Below are 17,566 nucleotides of genomic sequence, written 5' to 3' on the forward strand. Positions count from 1 at the left end.
TTCCGCAGGCGCCTGATGATCATCGCCAGCGCCGCGATCGCCCTGGTGCTCGGCCTCGCCGCCACGGTCGCCATCAATGCCCACAGTTATCGCGAATACAACGACTGGACGCGGCACTCCTACCTGGTCGAACAACAACTGCTGAAGACCAGCCTTGCACTGCGCAGCGCCGAATCCGCCCTGCGTGGCTATCTGCTGACCAAGGACGCCGGCCAGCTCGACGTCTTTTTCGCCCAATTGCCGCGCATCGACAAGCTGAGTGCCGGACTGGTCCGCATGACGGCAGACAACCCGCCGCAGCAGGCTCGAGCCAAGGAACTGCGCGATACGCTGCAATCCCGTGTGAAGCGCATGCGGAACATGCTGACGCAGGTACACCGCGGAGACCGCGACGGTGCACTGCAATTGCTGCATGACCAGATCTCGGAACAGGTCGAGCGGCCCATCGCCTCGCAGACCCGGGTCATGCATGCCGTCGAGCAGCAATTGCTACGCGAACGCGAAGCGCGCCGCAATCAGTCCGCCATGCTGGCGACCTGGTTCACCCTGGCCTGCCTGCTGTTCGGACTGACCCTGGTCATCAGCGCTGTGATCCTGGTCATCCGCGAGCAGCGCATCCGTCTGCGCGCAGACGACGAACTGGCGACCGCCTACACGCAACTGGCCCAATCACTGGAAGAGTCGCGCGGCATGGCCGACCGCATGCAGCGTCTGCACATGCTGAACGAGTCGCTGCAGAGCTGCCGCAGCATCGACGAGGCCCTGCGCATTCTTCCGCCCAGCCTGGAAGACATGCTTCCGGACACGTCCGGCATGGTGGTGCTGATCAACGCCTCGCGCAATCTCGCCGAAAAAGCGGCCGAATGGGGCGTATTGTGGCTGGACAGCGAAACCGTGTTCGCACCGGACGACTGCCTGGCCTTGCGCCGCGGTCAGCCGCACCCGGCGCCCGATGCGCGCGTGAAAGCCCGATGCGCGCACCTGGAAACCGGGCAGACCAACCACACCGATGCCACCTGGCTGTGCATACCTCTGCTCGCCCAGGGCGAAACGCTGGGTGTGCTGCACATCCAGCGCCTCGGCAGCATGCGCCCGGAGGAGTACGACCTGGCCGTCACGCTGGGCGAGCAGCTCGGCCTCATGCTGGGCAACCTGAAACTGCAGGAAACATTACGCATCCAGTCAATTCGCGACCCGCTCACCGGCCTGTTCAACCGCCGCTACCTGGAAGTCTCGCTCAGCCGCGAGTTGCTGCGCAGCCGTCGACACGAGCGCAGCCTGGCGCTGATGATGCTGGACATGGACCATTTCAAGCGCTTCAACGACACTCACGGCCACGATGCCGGGGATGAGTTGCTGCTGCAGTTCTCGGCGTTGCTGCGCGACGCTATCCGCGCCGAGGACATCGCCTGCCGTTACGGCGGCGAGGAATTCGTGCTGATTCTGCCGGAAACCGACCGCGAAAGCGCACTGAAGCGCGCCGAGGAGATCCGCCTGGCCGTCGCCGCCATGAAAGTGAAGCATCAGGGCAAATTGCTGGGCAATCTCACCGTTTCCATCGGCCTGGCCATGCAACCGCCGACCGGTGGAGAACCGGAAGCCCTGCTGCATGCCGCGGACCAGGCGCTCTATCAAGCCAAGCGCGCGGGGCGCAATCGCATCGAAATCGCCACCGTGCCGGACCCCGGATCTATGCCAAAAGACACGGATTGACGCCTGTTCGGCGCATTCTTAGACTGCCCAGTACACCCGAGCGTGACCCTGCCCCGTACGCACCAGCACACCCTGCGTCGTCGTCTGCCTGCTTGCCAGCAACGGACCAGTTCCGAGACGGGCGTTCGTGCTCGACCCAGCACGGTGGAATGGGGTCCCGATTCGGTTCCTGTCTCCAACCATTGCGTGCCTCGGTCTCAAGGATTTCCGATGAACATCACGTGCCCGCGCGTCCTTACCGTTTTCGTCCCTCTGCTCGCCGCCGCCATGCTCTCGGCCTGCGGCGGCAAGAACCCATCTTCCTCGCAGAGGCCGCCGGCACAGGTCGGTGTCGAGGTCATGGCGCCGCAGGCCGTGCCGCTGGTGCGCGACTTGGTTGGACGCCTGTCCGCCTATCGCAGCGCAGATGTCCGCGCACGTGTAAGCGGCGTCCTGCTGAAGCGCGAATACGACGAGGGCACCACCGTCCGGAAGGGGCAGATCCTGTTCCAGATCGACCCCGCGCCGCTGCAGGCCACGCTGGATTCGGCTCGCGCCGCCCTCGCCTCGGCGCAGGCCGACTACACCAACAAGCGCATCGCAGCGAAGCGCGCGCGCGACCTGGCCCCCAAGGGTTTCGTCTCGCAATCCGACCTCGACAACGCCGAAGCCGCCGAGCGAACCGCGGCGGCCGCAGTGAAACAGGCACGCGCCAATGTCGAGAGCGCGAAGATCAATCTCGGCTACGCCACAGTGCGTTCTCCCATCGACGGCCGTGCCGGCAAGCAGCAGGTCACTGAAGGCGCACTGGTCGGCCAGAGCAGCGCCACGCTGCTGACGACGGTCGATCAGATCGACCCGCTGTACGTGAACTTCACCATGAGCGTGGACGATCTGGATCGTCTGCACCAGGCTCAGGCACGGGGCAGCGCCACGCTGCTCGGCGCCAACCAGGCCAAGCTGCGGCTGACACTGCCCGACGGCAGCACCTACGGGCAGCCCGGCACGCTGGACTTCTCCGGCACCACCGTCGATCCCGATACCGGCGCTGTCGATCTGCGCGGCGTGATCCCGAACCCGGACAAATCCCTGCTACCGGGTATGTACACGCGCCTGAAGGTCACGTTCGGCACGCTCAAGCACGTCTACCTGGTGCCGGAGTCGGCTCTGCAGCGCGACACCACGGGGCCGTACGTGCTGGTGCTGGGCAAGGACGACAAGATCCAGCTGCGCCGTGTGCAGACAGCCGGTACCTATCAGAACAACTGGATCGTGACCACGGGACTGGACAAGGGCGAGCGCCTGATCGTCTCCGGCCTTGCCCGCGCACAACCGGGACAACCGGCGCGCATCGCCAAGCCGTCCGCACCGGCCTCGACCGGCAAGCCCGCCGCGGCCGCAGGCAAGCACTGAGGACCCGTCATGCCGAAATTTTTCATCGAGCGACCGATCTTCGCATGGGTGGTCGCGATCCTGATCTCGATCGGCGGCGTCATCTCCATCGCCAATCTCGGCGTGGAGTCCTACCCGAACATCGCCCCGCCGCAGGTGACGATCAGTGCCAGCTATCCGGGCGCCAGCGCCGAGACGGTCGAGAAGAGCGTCACCCAGGTCATCGAGCAACAGCTGACCGGCATCGACAACCTGCTGTACTTCAGCTCCTCGTCCAGCTCCACCGGCCGCATCAATATCAACCTGACCTTCGCCGACGGCACCGACCCGGACATCGCCCAGGTGCAGGTGCAGAACAAGGTCTCGCTGGCCACGCCGCGTCTGCCTTCCGAAGTGGTGCAGCAGGGTGTGGTGGTGGCCAAGGCCAACAGCGGCTTCCTGATGGTCGTGGCGCTGCGTTCGAACGACAACAAACTCGACCGCAACGCGCTCAATGACGTCATTGCCTCGCGTGTGCTCGACCCGATCTCGCGCCTGCCCGGCGTGGGCAGCACGCGCCAGTTCGGTTCCCAGTACGCCATGCGCATCTGGCTGAATCCGGACAAGCTGCACGGCTATGGCCTGTCGGCAACCGAGGTGCTGGATGCGGTGCGCGCGCAGAACGTGCAGTTTGCCGCAGGCTCGATCGGCTCCTCGCCCGCTGAACCCGGCCAGGGCTATACCGCTACCGTATCCGCGGAGAGCCGGTTCACCTCACCCAACCAGTTCCGCAACATCGTGCTTCGCGCCAACAACGACGGCACCACAGTGCGGCTGAAGGACGTCGCGCGCATTCAGTTCGGCCCCGAGAGCTATGGCTTCGACAGCGTCTACAACGGCAAGGCCACCGGCGCCTTCGCCATTCAGCTGCTGCCCGGCGCCAACGCCCTGACCGTGGCGCAGGAAGTGCGCAGCAAGATGACCGAACTGCAGGCCAGCTTCCCGCAGAATGTCGACTGGTTCGTGCCCTACGATTCCACCAGCTTCGTGAAGATCTCCATCGATGAGGTCGTGAACACCCTGATCGAGGCCATTGTGCTGGTGTTCCTGGTGATGCTGCTGTTCCTGCAGAACTTCCGGGCCACGCTGATCCCGACCCTGGTGATTCCGGTTGCGTTGCTGGGCACCTTCCTGGGCATGCTGATCCTCGGCTTCACCATCAACCAGCTGACCCTGTTCGGCATGGTGCTGGCCATCGGCATCGTGGTCGACGACGCGATCGTGGTGATCGAGAACGTCGAACGCATCATGACCGAGGAGAATCTGCCGCCCAAGGAGGCCACCCGAAAGGCGATGATCCAGATCACCGGCGCGGTGGTGGCGATCTCGGTGGTGCTGGCGGCCGTGTTCATCCCCAGCGCACTGCAGAGCGGCAGCGTCGGCGCCATCTATCGGCAATTCGCGCTGACCATCGCGCTGTCGATGGGTTTCTCGGCGTTCCTGGCATTGTCGTTCACGCCGGCGCTGTGCGCGTCGATGCTCAAGCCCGAACACCACAAGCCGAAGAACTTCCTGTTCCGCAAGTTCAACACCTTCTTCGAGCGCACCACGAATGTCTACACCCATCATGTCGGCAAGGCCATCGGCCATGCACCGCGCTGGATGGTGGTGTTCGTGCTCATCACGATCCTGTGCGGCTTCCTGTTCACGCGCCTGCCCGGCAGCTTCCTGCCACAGGAAGATCAGGGCTATGCCATGGCCATCGTGCAGTTGCCGCCGGGTGCGACCCTGCAACGTACCAACAAGGTCATGACGCAGATGCGCAAGGTCCTGCAGAAGGACCCGGCCGTGGAAGGCATCTTCCAGATCTCCGGCTTCAGCTTCATGGGCGCGGGCGAGAACGCCGGCATGGTGTTCATGAAACTCAAGGACTGGTCCAAGCGCGATGTGACGGCCGAGCAGTTCATCCAGCGCACGAACGTCGCGATGGCAATGAACATCCACGACGCCAACGTCTTTGTCGTCAACGTGCCCACTGTGCAGGGTCTGGGCCAAACCGGCGGTTTCGACCTGTATCTGCAGGATCGCTCCGGCCAAGGCTATGCCGCACTGACGCGTGCGCGTAATGTGCTGCTGGGCAAGGCCGCACAGAACCCGATGCTGAGCAATGTTCGTCCCAATTCCCTGCCCGATTCGCCGCAGGTGCAACTCAACGTGGATCGCACCAAGGCGCAGTCGATGGGACTGTCGGTCAGCGACGTGTACAACGCCATCCAGCTGATGCTGGCACCGGTGTACGTCAATGACTTCTTCTACGAGGGCCGCGTCAAACGCGTCATCATGCAGGCCGATGCGCCCTACCGCATGAACGAGAACGCGCTGTCGCACTTCTACACGCCCAGTTCGAAAGCCAGTGGCACGAGCGGCGGTGACGGCATGATTCCGCTGTCCGGCGTGGTCAGCGCGAAGTGGTTCACCGGACCGCCCGCGCGCAGTCGCTACAACGGCTACTCCGCCGTCGAGATCGTCGGCAATGCCGCGCCGGGCTACAGCTCGGGCCAGGCCATGACGGCGATGCAGAAGATCGTCGACAACGATCTGCCGCCGGGCTTCGGCATCGACTGGTCCGGTCAGTCCTACCAGGAGATCGTCTCGGGCAATCAGGCACCGCTGTTGTTCGGTCTGTCGATCATCGTGGTTTTCCTGGCCCTGGCCGCGCTGTACGAGAGCTGGTCGATTCCGGTTTCCGTGCTGCTGGTGGTGCCGCTGGGCGTACTTGGCGCGGTCGTCGCGGCGCTTGCGCGAGGCCTGCCCAACGACGTGTACTTCAAGATCGGCCTGATCACCATCATCGGTCTGGCGGCGAAGAACGCGATCCTGATCGTCGAATTCGCGGTCGAGCAGCAGCAGGCCGGCAAGTCGCTGCGCGAAGGCGTGGTCGAAGCCGCGCGCCTGCGACTGCGGCCGATCCTGATGACCTCACTGGCCTTCATCCTCGGCGTGCTGCCGCTGGCCCTGTCCACCGGCGCCGGCGCCAACGCGCGCCATGCCATCGGCACGGGTGTGATCGGCGGCATGCTCTTCGCCACGTTCTTCGGTCTGCTGCTGATCCCGGTATTCTATGTCGCCATCCGCCGCTTGCTGGGCGACAAGCTCGACCCGAAGAAGGAAAGCGAACCGCCTGCGGATGGACCACATGCCTTCGATTCCGACCCCCGCCGCTGAAATCGGGGGAGACGGAAACGAAAAAGGCCGCGGATTTCCGCGGCCTTTTTCATGCACGCATACGGCAGAACAGCCTCAGGGCATGTACATGCCACCGTTGACGTGCAGCGTCTCGCCGGTCACGTAGGACGCCGACGGCGAGGCCAGGAAAGCCACCGCGTTGGCAATGTCTTCGGGCGCCCCCAGACGGCCCAGCGCGATCTGCGTCTCCAGCGTGGATCGCTGCGTCTCGTCCAGTGCCCGCGTCATGTCGGTGTCGATGAAGCCCGGCGCCACCACGTTGACGGTAATGCCGCGCGAACCGACCTCACGCGCCAGCGACTTGGAGAATGCGATGATGCCGGCCTTGGCCGCCGCGTAGTTGGTCTGCCCCGGATTGCCAGTGGTTCCGACCACCGAACCGATGTTGATGATGCGGCCCTTGCGCGCCTTCATCATGCCGCGCATGACGGCCTTGGACGTGCGGAAGACCGAGGTCAGGTTGGTGGCGAGAATGTCGTCCCATTCCTCGTCCTTCATGCGCATCAGCAGCTGGTCGCGGGTGATGCCGGCGTTGTTGACCAGAATCGACACCGGGCCGAATTCCTTGGCGATCTCGCCGATCAGCGCGTCCACGCCGGCTGCGTCGGTGACGTTGAGGACGCGACCCGCGCCGCCGTGGGGCTTCAGGCGCGCATCAATGGTCGACGCGCCGTTCTCGCTGGTGGCCGTTCCGACCACCGTCGCGCCCTGCGCGGCCAGGGTATCGGCAATGGCCGCACCGATCCCGCGCGTGGCGCCAGTGACCAGGGCGATTTCGCCTTCGAGGGGCTTGCTCATGGTGGAAGTCCTTTGTACTCGATGATGATGTGTGGGAGTCAGAGGGCGCTCAAGCCCAGGCGTCGCGCGCCGCTTCGATGGTGTCCGGCATGCCCAGCGCGCGCGCATCGAGGCCTCGGTCGATGCGTCGCGTCAGGGCGGTCAAAACCTTGCCCGGCCCGCATTCGCCCAGCGCGGTCGCGCCGGCAGCGGCCAGCGCTTGCACGCATTCGGTCCAGCGCACCGGCATGAACAGCTGACGGCGCAGCGCGTCGCGAATCGCATCCAGATCGGCATGAACCTTCGCGTCGGCGTTCTGCACCACGGGCAGCGTCGGCGCGCTCCAGTGCATGCCGGCCATGCGCTCGGCCAGCTGTTCAGCCGCCTCGCTCATCAACGCGCAATGCGAGGGCACCGACATGGCCAGCTTCACGGTCTTCTTCACGCCTTCTTCGGTCAGCTTCGCCAGTGCTCGATCGACGGCTTCGGCGTGTCCGGCAATGACAACCTGGCCCGGCGAATTGAAGTTGGCCGGCGCAACCACCTGATCACCCGCGACCTCTGCGCAAATCTCGGCGATGCGAGCATCGTCGCCACCCAGCACGGCGGCCATGCCGCCCACGCCGACCGGTACCGCACTCTGCATCAGGCGACCGCGTTCGGCCACCAGTGCCGCGCCGTCATGCAGCGACAACGCGCCAGCACAGACCAGCGCCGTGTACTCGCCCAAGCTGTGCCCGGCCAGCTGCGCCGGCTGCACGCCGCCCAGCTTGATCCACACGCGCCATACCGCAACACCCGCAGCCAGCAGCGCCGGCTGGGTGTTCTCGGTGCGGTTGAGCGCATCTTCCGGCCCCTGCTGCGACAGCGCCCATAGATCAGCGCCGGCGCCTTCGGATGCTTCGGCGAACGTTGCCTGAACCTCCGGATGCGCGGCTGCCAGCTCGGCGAGCATGCCGACAGACTGCGAACCCTGGCCGGGAAACACGAATGCGAGAGATGCTGAAGTCGCGGTCATGGTGAATTCTGCGTTCCTGGAATGACAAACCGTAAAGGATGCCAGCATTGGCCGCGCGGTTCAGCAGTCGAGCGTTTGAATCGATCGCGCGTCACGCTTCGAGCCGCCCGTAAACGACAACGGCCGCCCTGTGGCGGCCGTTGCGGATTCGGACCCAGCGATGCTGGCACTCAGTAACGCACCAGCGCCGAAGCCCATGTGAACCCGCCGCCGAAGGCTTCCAGCAACAGGTTCTGGCCTCGCTGGACCTTGCCCGAGCTCACGGCGGCGTCCAGCGCCAGCGGCACCGAACCGGACGAGGTGTTGGCGTGCTTGTCGACCGTCACGATGACGCGATCCATCGACATTTTCAGACGCTTGGCGGTGGCCTCGATGATGCGCAGGTTGGCCTGGTGCGGAATCAGCCAGTCGATTTCCGACTCGTCCATGCCGACTGCGCCGAGCGTCTCGCCGACCAGCGAGTCCAGGGTCTTCACCGCGACCTTGAACACTTCGCGCCCGCTCATGCGGATGCGCACGCCATGATTGGGCTCGTCCTTGAAGCCGGCGGAAACGCCGACCGGGTTGTACAACAGTTCCTTGTAGCCGCCGTCGGCGTGCATGCATGTGGCCAGGATGCCCGGCTCGTCCGAGGCTTCCAGCACCACCGCACCAGCGCCATCGCCGAACAGCACGCAGGTTTCACGCTCGTTCCAGTCGACCATGCGCGTCAACGTCTCGGCGCCGATCACCAGCACCTTCTTCGACTGACCGCTGCGGATGAACTTGTCGGCCACGCCCAAGGCATAGACGAAACCCGAACAGGCCGCATTGACGTCGAACGCCGCACAACCATTCGCGCCCAGGCGATGCTGGATCAGACAGGCGGTGGACGGGAAGATGATGTCGGGCGTGGTCGTGCCGACCACGATCAAGTCGAGCTCGGAGGCCTTTACGCCAGCGCGTTCGAGCGCCTGCAGCGCGGCGCGGTAGCCAAGTTCGCCGGTGGTTTCCTCGGCGTTGGCAACACGGCGCTCACGGATGCCGGTGCGGGTGCGGATCCATTCGTCGCTGGTCTCGACCAGCTTTTCGAGATCGGCGTTGGTCACGGTGCGCTCGGGGAGCGCGCTGCCGGTTGCGATGATGCGTGCGTACTTCAGGGTTCTATCCCCCATGCCAGCGGTGGAGCGGACATCCGCCCCGGATTCAGACCCTGCACTCTAACGCAATTGCGGCCGATGCGGACCTGACGCCAAACGCAAAGCGGCGCGTTGCCGCGCCGCCCTGCACAAACTTGCCGATCCCGAACGAAGCTTACTCTTCGTCGACGATCTGGTCGGCACGGTCGATGACCTTGCGACCGCGGTAGTAGCCATCCTTGGTCACGTGGTGACGACGATGCACCTCGCCGCTGGTCGGGTCGGTGGACAGCTGCACGGGCTTCAGCGCGTCGTGCGCACGGCGCATGCCGCGGGTGGAAGGGGTTCTGCGGCTCTTCTGAACTGCCATGGTGCTTCTCCGGAAAAATCAGTGTTTCTTCAGTTCGCGCAAGACCGCGAACGGGTTTTCTCTGCTTTCGGCGTCCGACTCGACCATCGGGCCGGCGCCGCGGCCCTCCTCGGGCCATTCGCTTGTCGGTGACACCGGCACCAGGGGCACCGCCAACACCAGTTCGTCTTCGATCACCGCCGCCGGATCGATGCGGCCATCCGCGTCCACCAGCAACGGTTCGTACTCGGGCGCCAGCGCCGCCTCTTCGCGTTCGTGGGCGATCAGCCCCAGCCGCGACTTGACCTCGGCCGGAAGCACGAACGGCTCCAGCGTGCGCTGGCAGATCAATGTCAGCGACGCCGACACCTCGACCAGCAAGGAAGCCGCGCCCAACTCGTTGCGCACGAATTCGAGCTTGTAACGCGCTTCGCCCGCCTCGTCAGCCAACAGGCTTCGCAGGCGCTTGAAACCGGCGATCGGGAGCGCACCCTCGAAGATGCGACGTTCCTCGACCATGCGCCACGCGTCGACGAATGCTGGCAGAGACACGGACATATCCGCGCAATTCTAGGTCCAGAGGGCGCACCAGTCAAACCCTGTAAAGCCGGCAGCGACAAGCTTGCAGGCCTTGCCGCGGTGCACCACACTGAAGATCGCACGACCGGGGGAATGCACTTGAATCCGACCGCGCTGTCTCTCAGCGTCCTTCTGCTGCTGATCATCCTTATCGGACTGGCTTACACCGGCCGGCAAATCCTGCGCGAGCGCCGTCGCACGCGAACCCTGGAAGCCCTGCTGGACAACGCCGACCGGCTGGAAAGCGATCTCAAGGAATGCCGGCAGCGGCTGAATCAGGCGCATGCCGTGATGTCGCTGTCGCCGACCACCCCCAGCGCCAACGAGAACGAGGCGCGGCAGGCCGTGGATTCGGGGCTTCGTTCCTTGCTGCAGCATCGCCTGTGGATTCGCGACCACGCCGAAACCGCGACCCAGAAGCAACTGGACGAGGCCGTCGATGCGCTGAAACAGGCCCGACGGCAGATGGAACCGCAACTGGCCGCCCTGGGCCGCGCCCAGCGGGACCTGGACCAGGCGGTCCGCGACCGCATCGAACGCGACAAGCTGCAATGAACCCACCACGCATCGTACTGGCCTCCACCTCGCGCTACCGCGCCGATCTGTTGCGTCGGCTGCTGGACGATTTCACCTGCATCGCACCCGGCATCGACGAAATCGCACGAACTGGCGAGTCCCCCGCCGACCGCGCCGTTCGCCTGGCCGCAGACAAGACGCGCGCCGTCGCCGACCGACCGGACATGGCCGACGCCCTGGTCATCGGTTCCGATCAGGTTGCCGAACTGAATGGCGTGGTGCTCGACAAACCCGGCGATAACGCCACGGCTCACGCACAGCTGGCCGCCAGCAGCGGTCGCTGTGTGCACTTCCACACAGCTGTCTGCGTGATCGCGCCGCGGGACGGAAATCGCCGGGAGCACAGTTTTCTCGATCGAACCGTCGTCCAGTTCCGCCCCCTGGACGCCGCGACCATCGCTCGCTACATCGAACGCGAGCGCCCCCTGGATTGCGCGGGCAGCTTCAAGTGCGAGGGACTCGGCATCAGCCTGTTCGAGCGCGTCGAAACACATGACCCGACGGCCTTGATCGGCCTGCCGCTCATCGCGCTGGCCCGCACCCTGCGCGATTGTGGCGTGACCTTGCCCTGAATCGTCAACGCGCGGCTTCGCGCGTTCGGTAGGCGTGTCGCCAGATCACGCAATCGTCGCGCGGGCGAATCGGCCCGAGCTGCGCGGGAACCGTGCCCGCGTAGAACGCGAAGCGCTTGCGTCCATGGTCCATCTGCAACGCATCCAGCAGCCTCGGATCCCGGATACGGCGACACATCCGGCCCAGTACATGTGGCTGCTCGCGTTCGGGCAACGCGCTCTCCTCCACCGCCAGCAGCATCGGCGAACCCGCGAGCCGGTTCCGCAAGGACTGACCATCACGATGCCAAATGCGTAATTGCGGACTGCGCCCGTGCTTCACGTTGAGCGGGCTGTCCAGCACGTAGACGGGACGCGTGCCGTCCAGCTGGAAATCGATCTCGGCGGCCAGCTTGAAGTTGTCGGCAACCAGCACCGTGCCGGGCGGCGCGGCGGCAAGCAGGCGCTCCACGACGACCGAACTCCGATCCCAACCGACGAAGTTTTCCGGGAAGGCCTTCACGCCGTGCAGCCACGCCACGCCGCCCGGAACACTGGCCAGCGTCAACCACATCAACAAAGCGATCTGACCGAGCACGGCCAGCCCGGCCGCAACATGCACGTATACGCGTCGCCAGCCTCGGACTCCGGCCAGCAACACCGGCAGTACAGCCAGCAGCGGTAGATAACCCGGCAACGGCCAGTGCACGCGAAAATGCGTGTCGTCGGCAAACAAGCCGAACAGGAAATACGCGCCGAGGAAGGTACCGGCGGTGACGGCGATCACATCCCAGCCGGCCTGGCCATCACGCATGCGCTGCACGCTTTTCCACGCAACCCACAACAGCAGGAGATACAGTAGTGGTGTGCAAACCAGCGCCTGCTCCAGCGGCTGTACCAGCGCATCGGCATGAAACCGCCAAGGGTTTCGCTGCACCAGCTGGAACTCCAGTCCCGCACCCCGTTGATGCAGATTGGACACGATCAATGGAAGCAGGCCGAGCGCGGCCACGCCGAGCGCCAGCCACAACCCGGGGCGCCGCCACTGCGCACGACCGCGCGGCGTGACCAGCAGGAGGATCAGCCCGGCCAGCATGACCATGGCCGCCCGATAATGCGTCATCCAGGCCAGCGCCAGCGCGACGCCAAGCAGCAACCAGTCACGCCAGCGATCCGTCGACAACGCCGAGGACAGGGCCAGCACGGCCAGCATGATCGCCGCGGTCAACGGCACATCGGGCAACGCCAGAATGCCCATCGAACCGGCCAACGGCAGAGCCAGACACCACAGGCCCGCCTGCCAGCCCACACGCACGCCGAAGTGACGCCGCGCAAAGGCCACGACCAGCCACGGCAGCGATGCCCCCAGCAGCAGGAACGGCCAGCGCATGCCCAGCAGACCGTGCCCGGCCACGGTTTCGCCGGCGCGGATCAGCCACGCGGTAAGCGGCGGCAAATCGCTGTAGCCCCAGGCCAGATGCCGGCTTTCCTGCCAGTAGAACGCCTCGTCGACGAACGGCGCCAGGCGCGCGGCAACACCCAGCTTCAACGTTTGCAGAAGCGTGAAGGCGATCAGGAACGCGGCTCGCCAGCGCGTGTCGGCGCTCGCTACACTGGTCTCATCGCGCAAGTGATGCTCCTTCCGAATCCCGAGTCGTCCCCAGGAACCTGTTGATGGATGCCACCGCACCCCAGAACCACGCCGACCTTCCTGCATCGCTGCAGCATGCGCTCGACCAGATCAACGGTGTCCTGCTCGGCAAGCCGCAACAGGTGCGCATGGCGGTCGCGGCCATCCTCGCCGGTGGCCACCTGCTGATCGAGGACATCCCCGGCGTGGGCAAGACCACGCTTGCGCACGCCGTCGCGGCCACATTCGATCTTGCCTTCCAACGCATCCAGTTCACCAGCGACCTGCTTCCGTCGGACATTATCGGCGTCAGCGTCTACGAACGCGAGACGGATGCGTTCCGATTCCATCCCGGCCCGATCTTCACCCAACTACTGCTGGCCGATGAGATCAATCGCGCCACGCCGAAAACGCAGAGCGCCCTGCTCGAAGCGATGGCCGAAGGCCAGGTCACCATCGATGGGCGCACGCACACGCTGAAGCAGCCGTTCTACGTGGTGGCGACGCAGAACCCGTTGGACCTGGCCGGCACCTTTCCGCTACCCGACTCGCAGCTGGATCGTTTCATGCTGCGGCTGAGCCTGGATTATCCCGATGCGCGCGCCGAGCGCGACCTGCTCGCCGGCGAGGATCGCCGCGACGTGCTGGCACGCCTGCAGCCACGCCTGGACGCCGCCGGCATCATCGAATTGCGGCAACGCGCGCATGCCATCACCGCCAGCCCGGCCCTGCTCGACTACCTGCAGCGCCTACTCGCCGCCAGCCGCCAGCACGACGACATCCGCGTCGGCCTGTCGCCACGCGCCGGACTGGCCCTGCTCGCCGGCGCGCGCGCCTGGGCCCTGATGGAAGGCCGCGGTTACGTGATCCCCGAGGACCTACAGGCGCTGTTCGTGCCGGTGGCCGCGCATCGCCTGATCCCGGGCAAGGGCGCGAGCCGCGAAGCGCTGGCGCGCGCCTTGCTGGACACGGTGGCAGTGGAATGAGTCCGGTGGACACGGACGGAAGCGAACAAGCTGCCGTCCGGTTCGCGCGTCTGCGCCAGCGCATCGAGCGTCACCTTCCAGCGCTGACGAGGATGAAGCGCCCGGAGACGCTGCCGATCGAACTCGGTCGACGCCGCATCTACATTCTCCCGACCGGCTTCGGCGTCGGTTTCGCCACGGTGCTGCTGGTGATGCTGGTGGGCGCGCTCAACTATGCCAACAACTCGGCACTGCTGCTGACCTGCCTGCTGGGCGGCATCGCCGTAAACAGCATGCTGACCGCGTTCCGGGACCTCGATGGCCTGCGTGTCTGCGCCATTCGCGCCGAACCGGCCCGCGCCGGCGAGAACCTGTCCGTGCAGGTCCGGCTGGACGCTGGCGGTCGACCGCGCACGGCACTGCAACTGGATGGTTTTGGCGGTCACGTGCACGCCAGTTTCGCGCGCGCCGACGAATCGGTGACGCTGTCGCTGCCGACCCGGTCACGCGGCTGGATGAAACTGCCGCGCATCCGCGCGTCGACTACCTGGCCCTTCGGATTGTTCCGCGCGTGGAGCTGGCTGCATCCGGATATCGCGCTTCTGGTCTACCCTGCTCCGGAAACGGATGGGCCGCCTGCCGAAGGCATCGACGAACACACCTCGCGCCGCTCACCGCGCGACGGCGATGAACTGGCGGGCCTGCGCGACTATCGCGCCGGCGACCCGATCAAGCACATTGCCTGGAAGCTCTCGGCACGTCATCACGATCTGCTGGTGCGTGAACTCGATCGCCCGGATGCGCGCGACGCGCGCATGCTGGATTGGCAGCGAATACGCGGACTGAGCTATGAACAACGCATCGCGCGACTGGCACGCTGGGTGATCGAAGCGCATGCACACGGCGAGCGCTGGACGCTGCGCCTGCCCGACACCACGCTGGGGCCGGGCAGCGGCAGCGAACACTATCACCGCTGCATGTCGGCACTGGCCTTGCTGCCATGAAGCCTTTCGCACGCGCCCTCGGTTCACCTCGCGCAACCGACGACCACATGCTGGATCGGCGCGCTTTCGACCTGCTGTGCCTGACCATGGCTGCGGTCGTCGCCGTCCATGCGCCGCACCTTCCGGTGTGGTGGAGCGCGGGACTTAGCGTGTTGCTGGCGGGACGCTGGATGCAGCGGCGCTTTCGCGGTGGGCGCGTCTCCTGGCTCATACGCCTGCCATTGACGCTGGCGCTGCCGGCCGGCGTGATCGCCCAGTACGGCAGTCTTTTTGGTCAGGAGCCCGGCAGCGCACTCATCGCCGGCATGCTGGTGCTCAAACTGCTGGAAACCGAGCGCACGCGCGACGCGCGCGTCGGCGTCGCCTTCGCCTGTTTCGGACTGATGAGCGCCCTGCTGTTCAGCCAGACCCTGCTGCCGACGCTGTTCGTCGCGCTCGGCCTGATTCCGGCGCTGGCCACATTGAGCGCACTGGAGCCCGGCCACGCTTCATTGCACTGGCGCATGCAGCTGGGAGGCGTGCTGCGCATGGCTACGCTGGCCTTGCCGCTGGCACTGGCCGGCTTCCTGTTCATTCCGCGCCTGAGCTCGCCGCTCTGGGGCGCGCCGTCCAGCGGACCGGCGCGGACCGGCGTGTCCGGCAGCATGGCGCCGGGCGACTTCACGCAGTTGTTGATCGACGACAGCCCTGCCTTCCGGGTCAGTTTCGACGGCCCGCCTCCGCCGCCGGCGCAACGCTATTTCCGCGGCCCGGTTCTGTGGCGCTTCGATGGCCGGCGCTGGAGCGCCGCGCATGACGCCTCGCCGCATACCCCCGAAGCCTTGCGCCCGCAAGCCGAACCCATGCGCGTGCTCGGCGGCGTCTATCGCTACCAGATTGCATTGCAACCGACGCAACAGCACTGGCTGTTCGCCTTGGACACGCCGATCGATCCGCCACGGGATGCGCACTTCACACAAGCGCGCACGCTGCTGCACGCGAGCCGCATCCGCTCGCTGTACCACTACCAAATGCGCTCAAGCACGGTGCACGTGCTGGCGCCACAACTGAGCGCCAACGATCGCCATCGTGCCCTACTGCTGCCGCAAGGCTTCGATCCGCGTGCGCGCGCACTGGCTGAAACATGGCGTCGCGAATACGGCGATCAGCCACAGACCATCGTCGACACCGCACTCAAGCTCTTCCACGACGGCGGCTTCCGCTACACCCTGACGCCACCGCCGCTGGGACGGGATACGGTCGACGACTTCCTTTTCTCGACGCGCCAGGGCTTCTGCGAGCACTACGCCTCGGCATTCACCTTCCTCATGCGCGCTGCGGGCATTCCCGCTCGCGTGGTGACCGGTTATCAGGGCGGCTACTGGAACCCCATGGGCGACTACCTGCTCGTGCGTCAGTCCGATGCTCATGCCTGGAGCGAAGTATGGATGCCCAACCGCGGCTGGGTCCGCGTCGATCCCACCGCCGCCGTGCGACCGGAGCGGGTCGATCTCGGATCGGCCGCCGCCGCGGGCGCTTCGCGTGAGTGGTACCAGGCGTCCTGGCTGCAAAACATCCGCAACCGCTGGGACATTGTCAACCGATGGTGGAACCAGGCCGTTACCGGATTCGACGACCTGCGTCAGCGCGGGCTGCTGAAACCGTTCGGCGTGCAGAAGGCCGACAGTCGCACGTTGGGCGTGGCCCTGGCCATCAGCGTCAGCGTGTTGCTGGCGGCCGGCCTGGGACTCGCGCTGTGGCGAAAACGTCGCCAGGATCCGCTGGACCGCGCGATGCACTTGCTGCAACGACGACTGGCGCGACGGGGTATCCAGCGCGGTCTCGCCGAGGGACCGCGCGACTACTTGACCCGCGCCGCACGGGAGCTTCCGCATGAACGCGACCGATTGGAAATGCTGCTTCAGAGCTATCTGGACTTGCGATATGCGCAGACGGAAGCGGAAACTAGCGCCGTGCGCGCGTTCACCCGACGCGTGCGGGAATTTACGCCGCGCCCAGCGGTCCAATGAACGACGAACCGCCCCACGCGTTCGCCCCCACTCGCCCCGCATGGAGACACTCATGTCCAGCTGGAAACTCGCCCTTGTCGCCGCAGGTGCTCTGACGCTTGGCGCTTGCGCCACCATCCCCAAGCCCCTCGAAGGCACCTACGCGCAGGTGACGCCGCAAGCGGCTCGAAGTGGCGCCAGCAACACCGCTCAAGTGCGCTGGGGCGGCCAGATCATTCGCACCGAACCCGAGGCCGGCCATACCTGCTTCTACGTCCTCGCCCACCCGCTCGACGCCAGCGCGCGCCCACGCGTGAACGTTTCGGGCGAAGGCCGTTTCGTGGCCTGTCACAGCGGCTTCTACGACCCGGAAATCTTCGTCCGCGGGCGGGAAGTCACCTTCACCGGCACCCTGCATGGCATCGTCTCGGAGAAGGTCGGCAAGTACGACTACCCCTATCCGCGCCTGGAGGCGAACACGGTCTACCTGTGGCCGAAGCGGCCGCGTTACACGACCGTCTACCGCGACCCGTGGTACGACCCGTTCTGGGGACCGTCGCCGTTCTGGGGCAGCGGATACTGGAGCCCCTACTACTACCCCTACGCACCACGCGTGATCGTCGTGCCGCAGAAGCAGCGCCTGGCACCGACCGTGATCAACAAGGGCAAGTGATTCCTGCCCTCATGCACGAAAAAGCCGGC

At 65.7% G+C, this 17,566-nt stretch carries 15 protein-coding genes; 9 read left to right on the forward strand and 6 right to left on the reverse strand.

The annotated features are described in order from the left end of the window. Positions 1 to 15 precede the first annotated feature (15 nt). The 3 genes from HF690_RS01790 to HF690_RS01800 all read left to right on the forward strand — a co-directional run bounded on the left by HF690_RS01790 (position 16) and on the right by HF690_RS01800 (position 6,288). Complete coding sequence (locus tag HF690_RS01790) at positions 16 to 1,713, forward strand: GGDEF domain-containing protein (RefSeq protein ID WP_168608246.1); 1,698 nt, start codon at positions 16 to 18, stop codon at positions 1,711 to 1,713. A gap of 210 nt (positions 1,714 to 1,923) precedes the next feature. Then, complete coding sequence (locus HF690_RS01795) at positions 1,924 to 3,105, forward strand: efflux RND transporter periplasmic adaptor subunit (protein WP_168608247.1); 1,182 nt, start codon at positions 1,924 to 1,926, stop codon at positions 3,103 to 3,105. 9 nt (positions 3,106 to 3,114) lie between these two features. After that, positions 3,115 to 6,288 (forward strand): efflux RND transporter permease subunit, encoded by a 3,174-nt coding sequence (locus HF690_RS01800; protein ID WP_113065893.1) that lies wholly within the window; start codon positions 3,115 to 3,117, stop codon positions 6,286 to 6,288. Positions 6,289 to 6,363: 75 nt separating this feature from the next. On the opposite strand, the gene fabG is transcribed toward HF690_RS01800, so the two are convergent. The 5 genes from fabG to HF690_RS01825 all read right to left on the reverse strand — a co-directional run bounded on the left by fabG (position 6,364) and on the right by HF690_RS01825 (position 10,129). Then, positions 6,364 to 7,107: a 3-oxoacyl-ACP reductase FabG gene (fabG, locus tag HF690_RS01805; RefSeq protein ID WP_113065892.1), complete on the reverse strand. Its 744-nt coding sequence runs from the start codon at positions 7,105 to 7,107 to the stop codon at positions 6,364 to 6,366. A gap of 49 nt (positions 7,108 to 7,156) precedes the next feature. Then, positions 7,157 to 8,104 carry an ACP S-malonyltransferase gene (fabD, locus tag HF690_RS01810; RefSeq protein ID WP_168608248.1) on the reverse strand — a complete coding sequence of 316 codons (948 nt, stop codon included), beginning with the start codon at positions 8,102 to 8,104 and terminating at the stop codon, positions 7,157 to 7,159. Positions 8,105 to 8,274: 170 nt separating this feature from the next. Next, on the reverse strand, positions 8,275 to 9,258 hold the full coding sequence (locus HF690_RS01815) for a beta-ketoacyl-ACP synthase III (RefSeq protein ID WP_113065890.1): 984 nt from the start codon (positions 9,256 to 9,258) through the stop codon (positions 8,275 to 8,277). Positions 9,259 to 9,397: 139 nt separating this feature from the next. Next, positions 9,398 to 9,592, reverse strand: a complete 195-nt coding sequence (gene rpmF, locus HF690_RS01820) for a 50S ribosomal protein L32 (RefSeq protein WP_113065889.1) — start codon at positions 9,590 to 9,592, stop codon at positions 9,398 to 9,400. Positions 9,593 to 9,610: 18 nt separating this feature from the next. Further along, positions 9,611 to 10,129 (reverse strand): YceD family protein, encoded by a 519-nt coding sequence (locus tag HF690_RS01825; protein ID WP_113065888.1) that lies wholly within the window; start codon positions 10,127 to 10,129, stop codon positions 9,611 to 9,613. A 120-nt stretch (positions 10,130 to 10,249) separates the two neighbouring features. Between HF690_RS01825 and HF690_RS01830 the strand changes: the two genes are divergently transcribed. Together HF690_RS01830 and HF690_RS01835 are read left to right on the forward strand one after the other, a co-directional pair. Further along, complete coding sequence (locus HF690_RS01830; RefSeq protein ID WP_113065972.1) at positions 10,250 to 10,705, forward strand: hypothetical protein; 456 nt, start codon at positions 10,250 to 10,252, stop codon at positions 10,703 to 10,705. After that, positions 10,702 to 11,298, forward strand: a complete 597-nt coding sequence (locus HF690_RS01835) for a Maf family protein (RefSeq protein ID WP_168608249.1) — start codon at positions 10,702 to 10,704, stop codon at positions 11,296 to 11,298. Before HF690_RS01830 ends, HF690_RS01835 begins: the two co-directional genes overlap by 4 nt. Positions 11,299 to 11,302: 4 nt before the next feature. On the opposite strand, the gene HF690_RS01840 is transcribed toward HF690_RS01835, so the two are convergent. Further along, positions 11,303 to 12,907 (reverse strand): ArnT family glycosyltransferase, encoded by a 1,605-nt coding sequence (locus HF690_RS01840; protein ID WP_168608250.1) that lies wholly within the window; start codon positions 12,905 to 12,907, stop codon positions 11,303 to 11,305. Positions 12,908 to 12,951: 44 nt separating this feature from the next. Between HF690_RS01840 and HF690_RS01845 the strand changes: the two genes are divergently transcribed. From HF690_RS01845 to HF690_RS01860, 4 genes are read left to right on the forward strand one after another with little or no spacing between them, the layout of a single operon-like run. Further along, entirely contained in the window at positions 12,952 to 13,893 is a 942-nt protein-coding gene (locus HF690_RS01845; protein WP_168608251.1) for an AAA family ATPase, read from the forward strand. Further along, positions 13,890 to 14,876, forward strand: a complete 987-nt coding sequence (locus tag HF690_RS01850; RefSeq protein ID WP_168608252.1) for a DUF58 domain-containing protein — start codon at positions 13,890 to 13,892, stop codon at positions 14,874 to 14,876. Before HF690_RS01845 ends, HF690_RS01850 begins: the two co-directional genes overlap by 4 nt. Then, positions 14,873 to 16,885, forward strand: coding sequence for a transglutaminase TgpA family protein (locus HF690_RS01855; protein WP_193568353.1), 2,013 nt, complete (start codon positions 14,873 to 14,875; stop codon positions 16,883 to 16,885). The genes HF690_RS01850 and HF690_RS01855 overlap by 4 nt, the downstream gene beginning before the upstream one ends. 52 nt (positions 16,886 to 16,937) lie before the next feature. Further along, a complete protein-coding gene (locus tag HF690_RS01860; RefSeq protein ID WP_113065970.1) occupies positions 16,938 to 17,537 on the forward strand; it encodes a Slp family lipoprotein in 600 nt (199 codons plus the stop codon). Positions 17,538 to 17,566 lie beyond the last annotated feature (29 nt).

It is taken from the genome of Oleiagrimonas citrea (assembly GCF_012395255.1).
GTDB classification, from domain to species: Bacteria; Pseudomonadota; Gammaproteobacteria; order Xanthomonadales; family Rhodanobacteraceae; genus Oleiagrimonas; species Oleiagrimonas citrea.

Excerpts from the sequence above, each read along its gene's own strand:
- HF690_RS01845 (WP_168608251.1), top strand. The coding sequence starts at position 12,952 with ATGGATGCCACCGCACCCCAGAACCACGCCGACCTTCCTGCATCGCTG.
- fabD (WP_168608248.1), bottom strand. The coding sequence starts at position 8,104 with ATGACCGCGACTTCAGCATCTCTCGCATTCGTGTTTCCCGGCCAGGGT.
- HF690_RS01855 (WP_193568353.1), top strand. The coding sequence starts at position 14,873 with ATGAAGCCTTTCGCACGCGCCCTCGGTTCACCTCGCGCAACCGACGAC.
- HF690_RS01800 (WP_113065893.1), top strand. The coding sequence starts at position 3,115 with ATGCCGAAATTTTTCATCGAGCGACCGATCTTCGCATGGGTGGTCGCG.
- HF690_RS01850 (WP_168608252.1), top strand. The coding sequence starts at position 13,890 with ATGAGTCCGGTGGACACGGACGGAAGCGAACAAGCTGCCGTCCGGTTC.
- HF690_RS01790 (WP_168608246.1), top strand. The coding sequence starts at position 16 with ATGATCATCGCCAGCGCCGCGATCGCCCTGGTGCTCGGCCTCGCCGCC.
- HF690_RS01825 (WP_113065888.1), bottom strand. The coding sequence starts at position 10,129 with ATGTCCGTGTCTCTGCCAGCATTCGTCGACGCGTGGCGCATGGTCGAG.
- HF690_RS01815 (WP_113065890.1), bottom strand. The coding sequence starts at position 9,258 with ATGGGGGATAGAACCCTGAAGTACGCACGCATCATCGCAACCGGCAGC.
- fabG (WP_113065892.1), bottom strand. The coding sequence starts at position 7,107 with ATGAGCAAGCCCCTCGAAGGCGAAATCGCCCTGGTCACTGGCGCCACG.
- HF690_RS01795 (WP_168608247.1), top strand. The coding sequence starts at position 1,924 with ATGAACATCACGTGCCCGCGCGTCCTTACCGTTTTCGTCCCTCTGCTC.
- rpmF (WP_113065889.1), bottom strand. The coding sequence starts at position 9,592 with ATGGCAGTTCAGAAGAGCCGCAGAACCCCTTCCACCCGCGGCATGCGC.
- HF690_RS01835 (WP_168608249.1), top strand. The coding sequence starts at position 10,702 with ATGAACCCACCACGCATCGTACTGGCCTCCACCTCGCGCTACCGCGCC.
- HF690_RS01860 (WP_113065970.1), top strand. The coding sequence starts at position 16,938 with ATGTCCAGCTGGAAACTCGCCCTTGTCGCCGCAGGTGCTCTGACGCTT.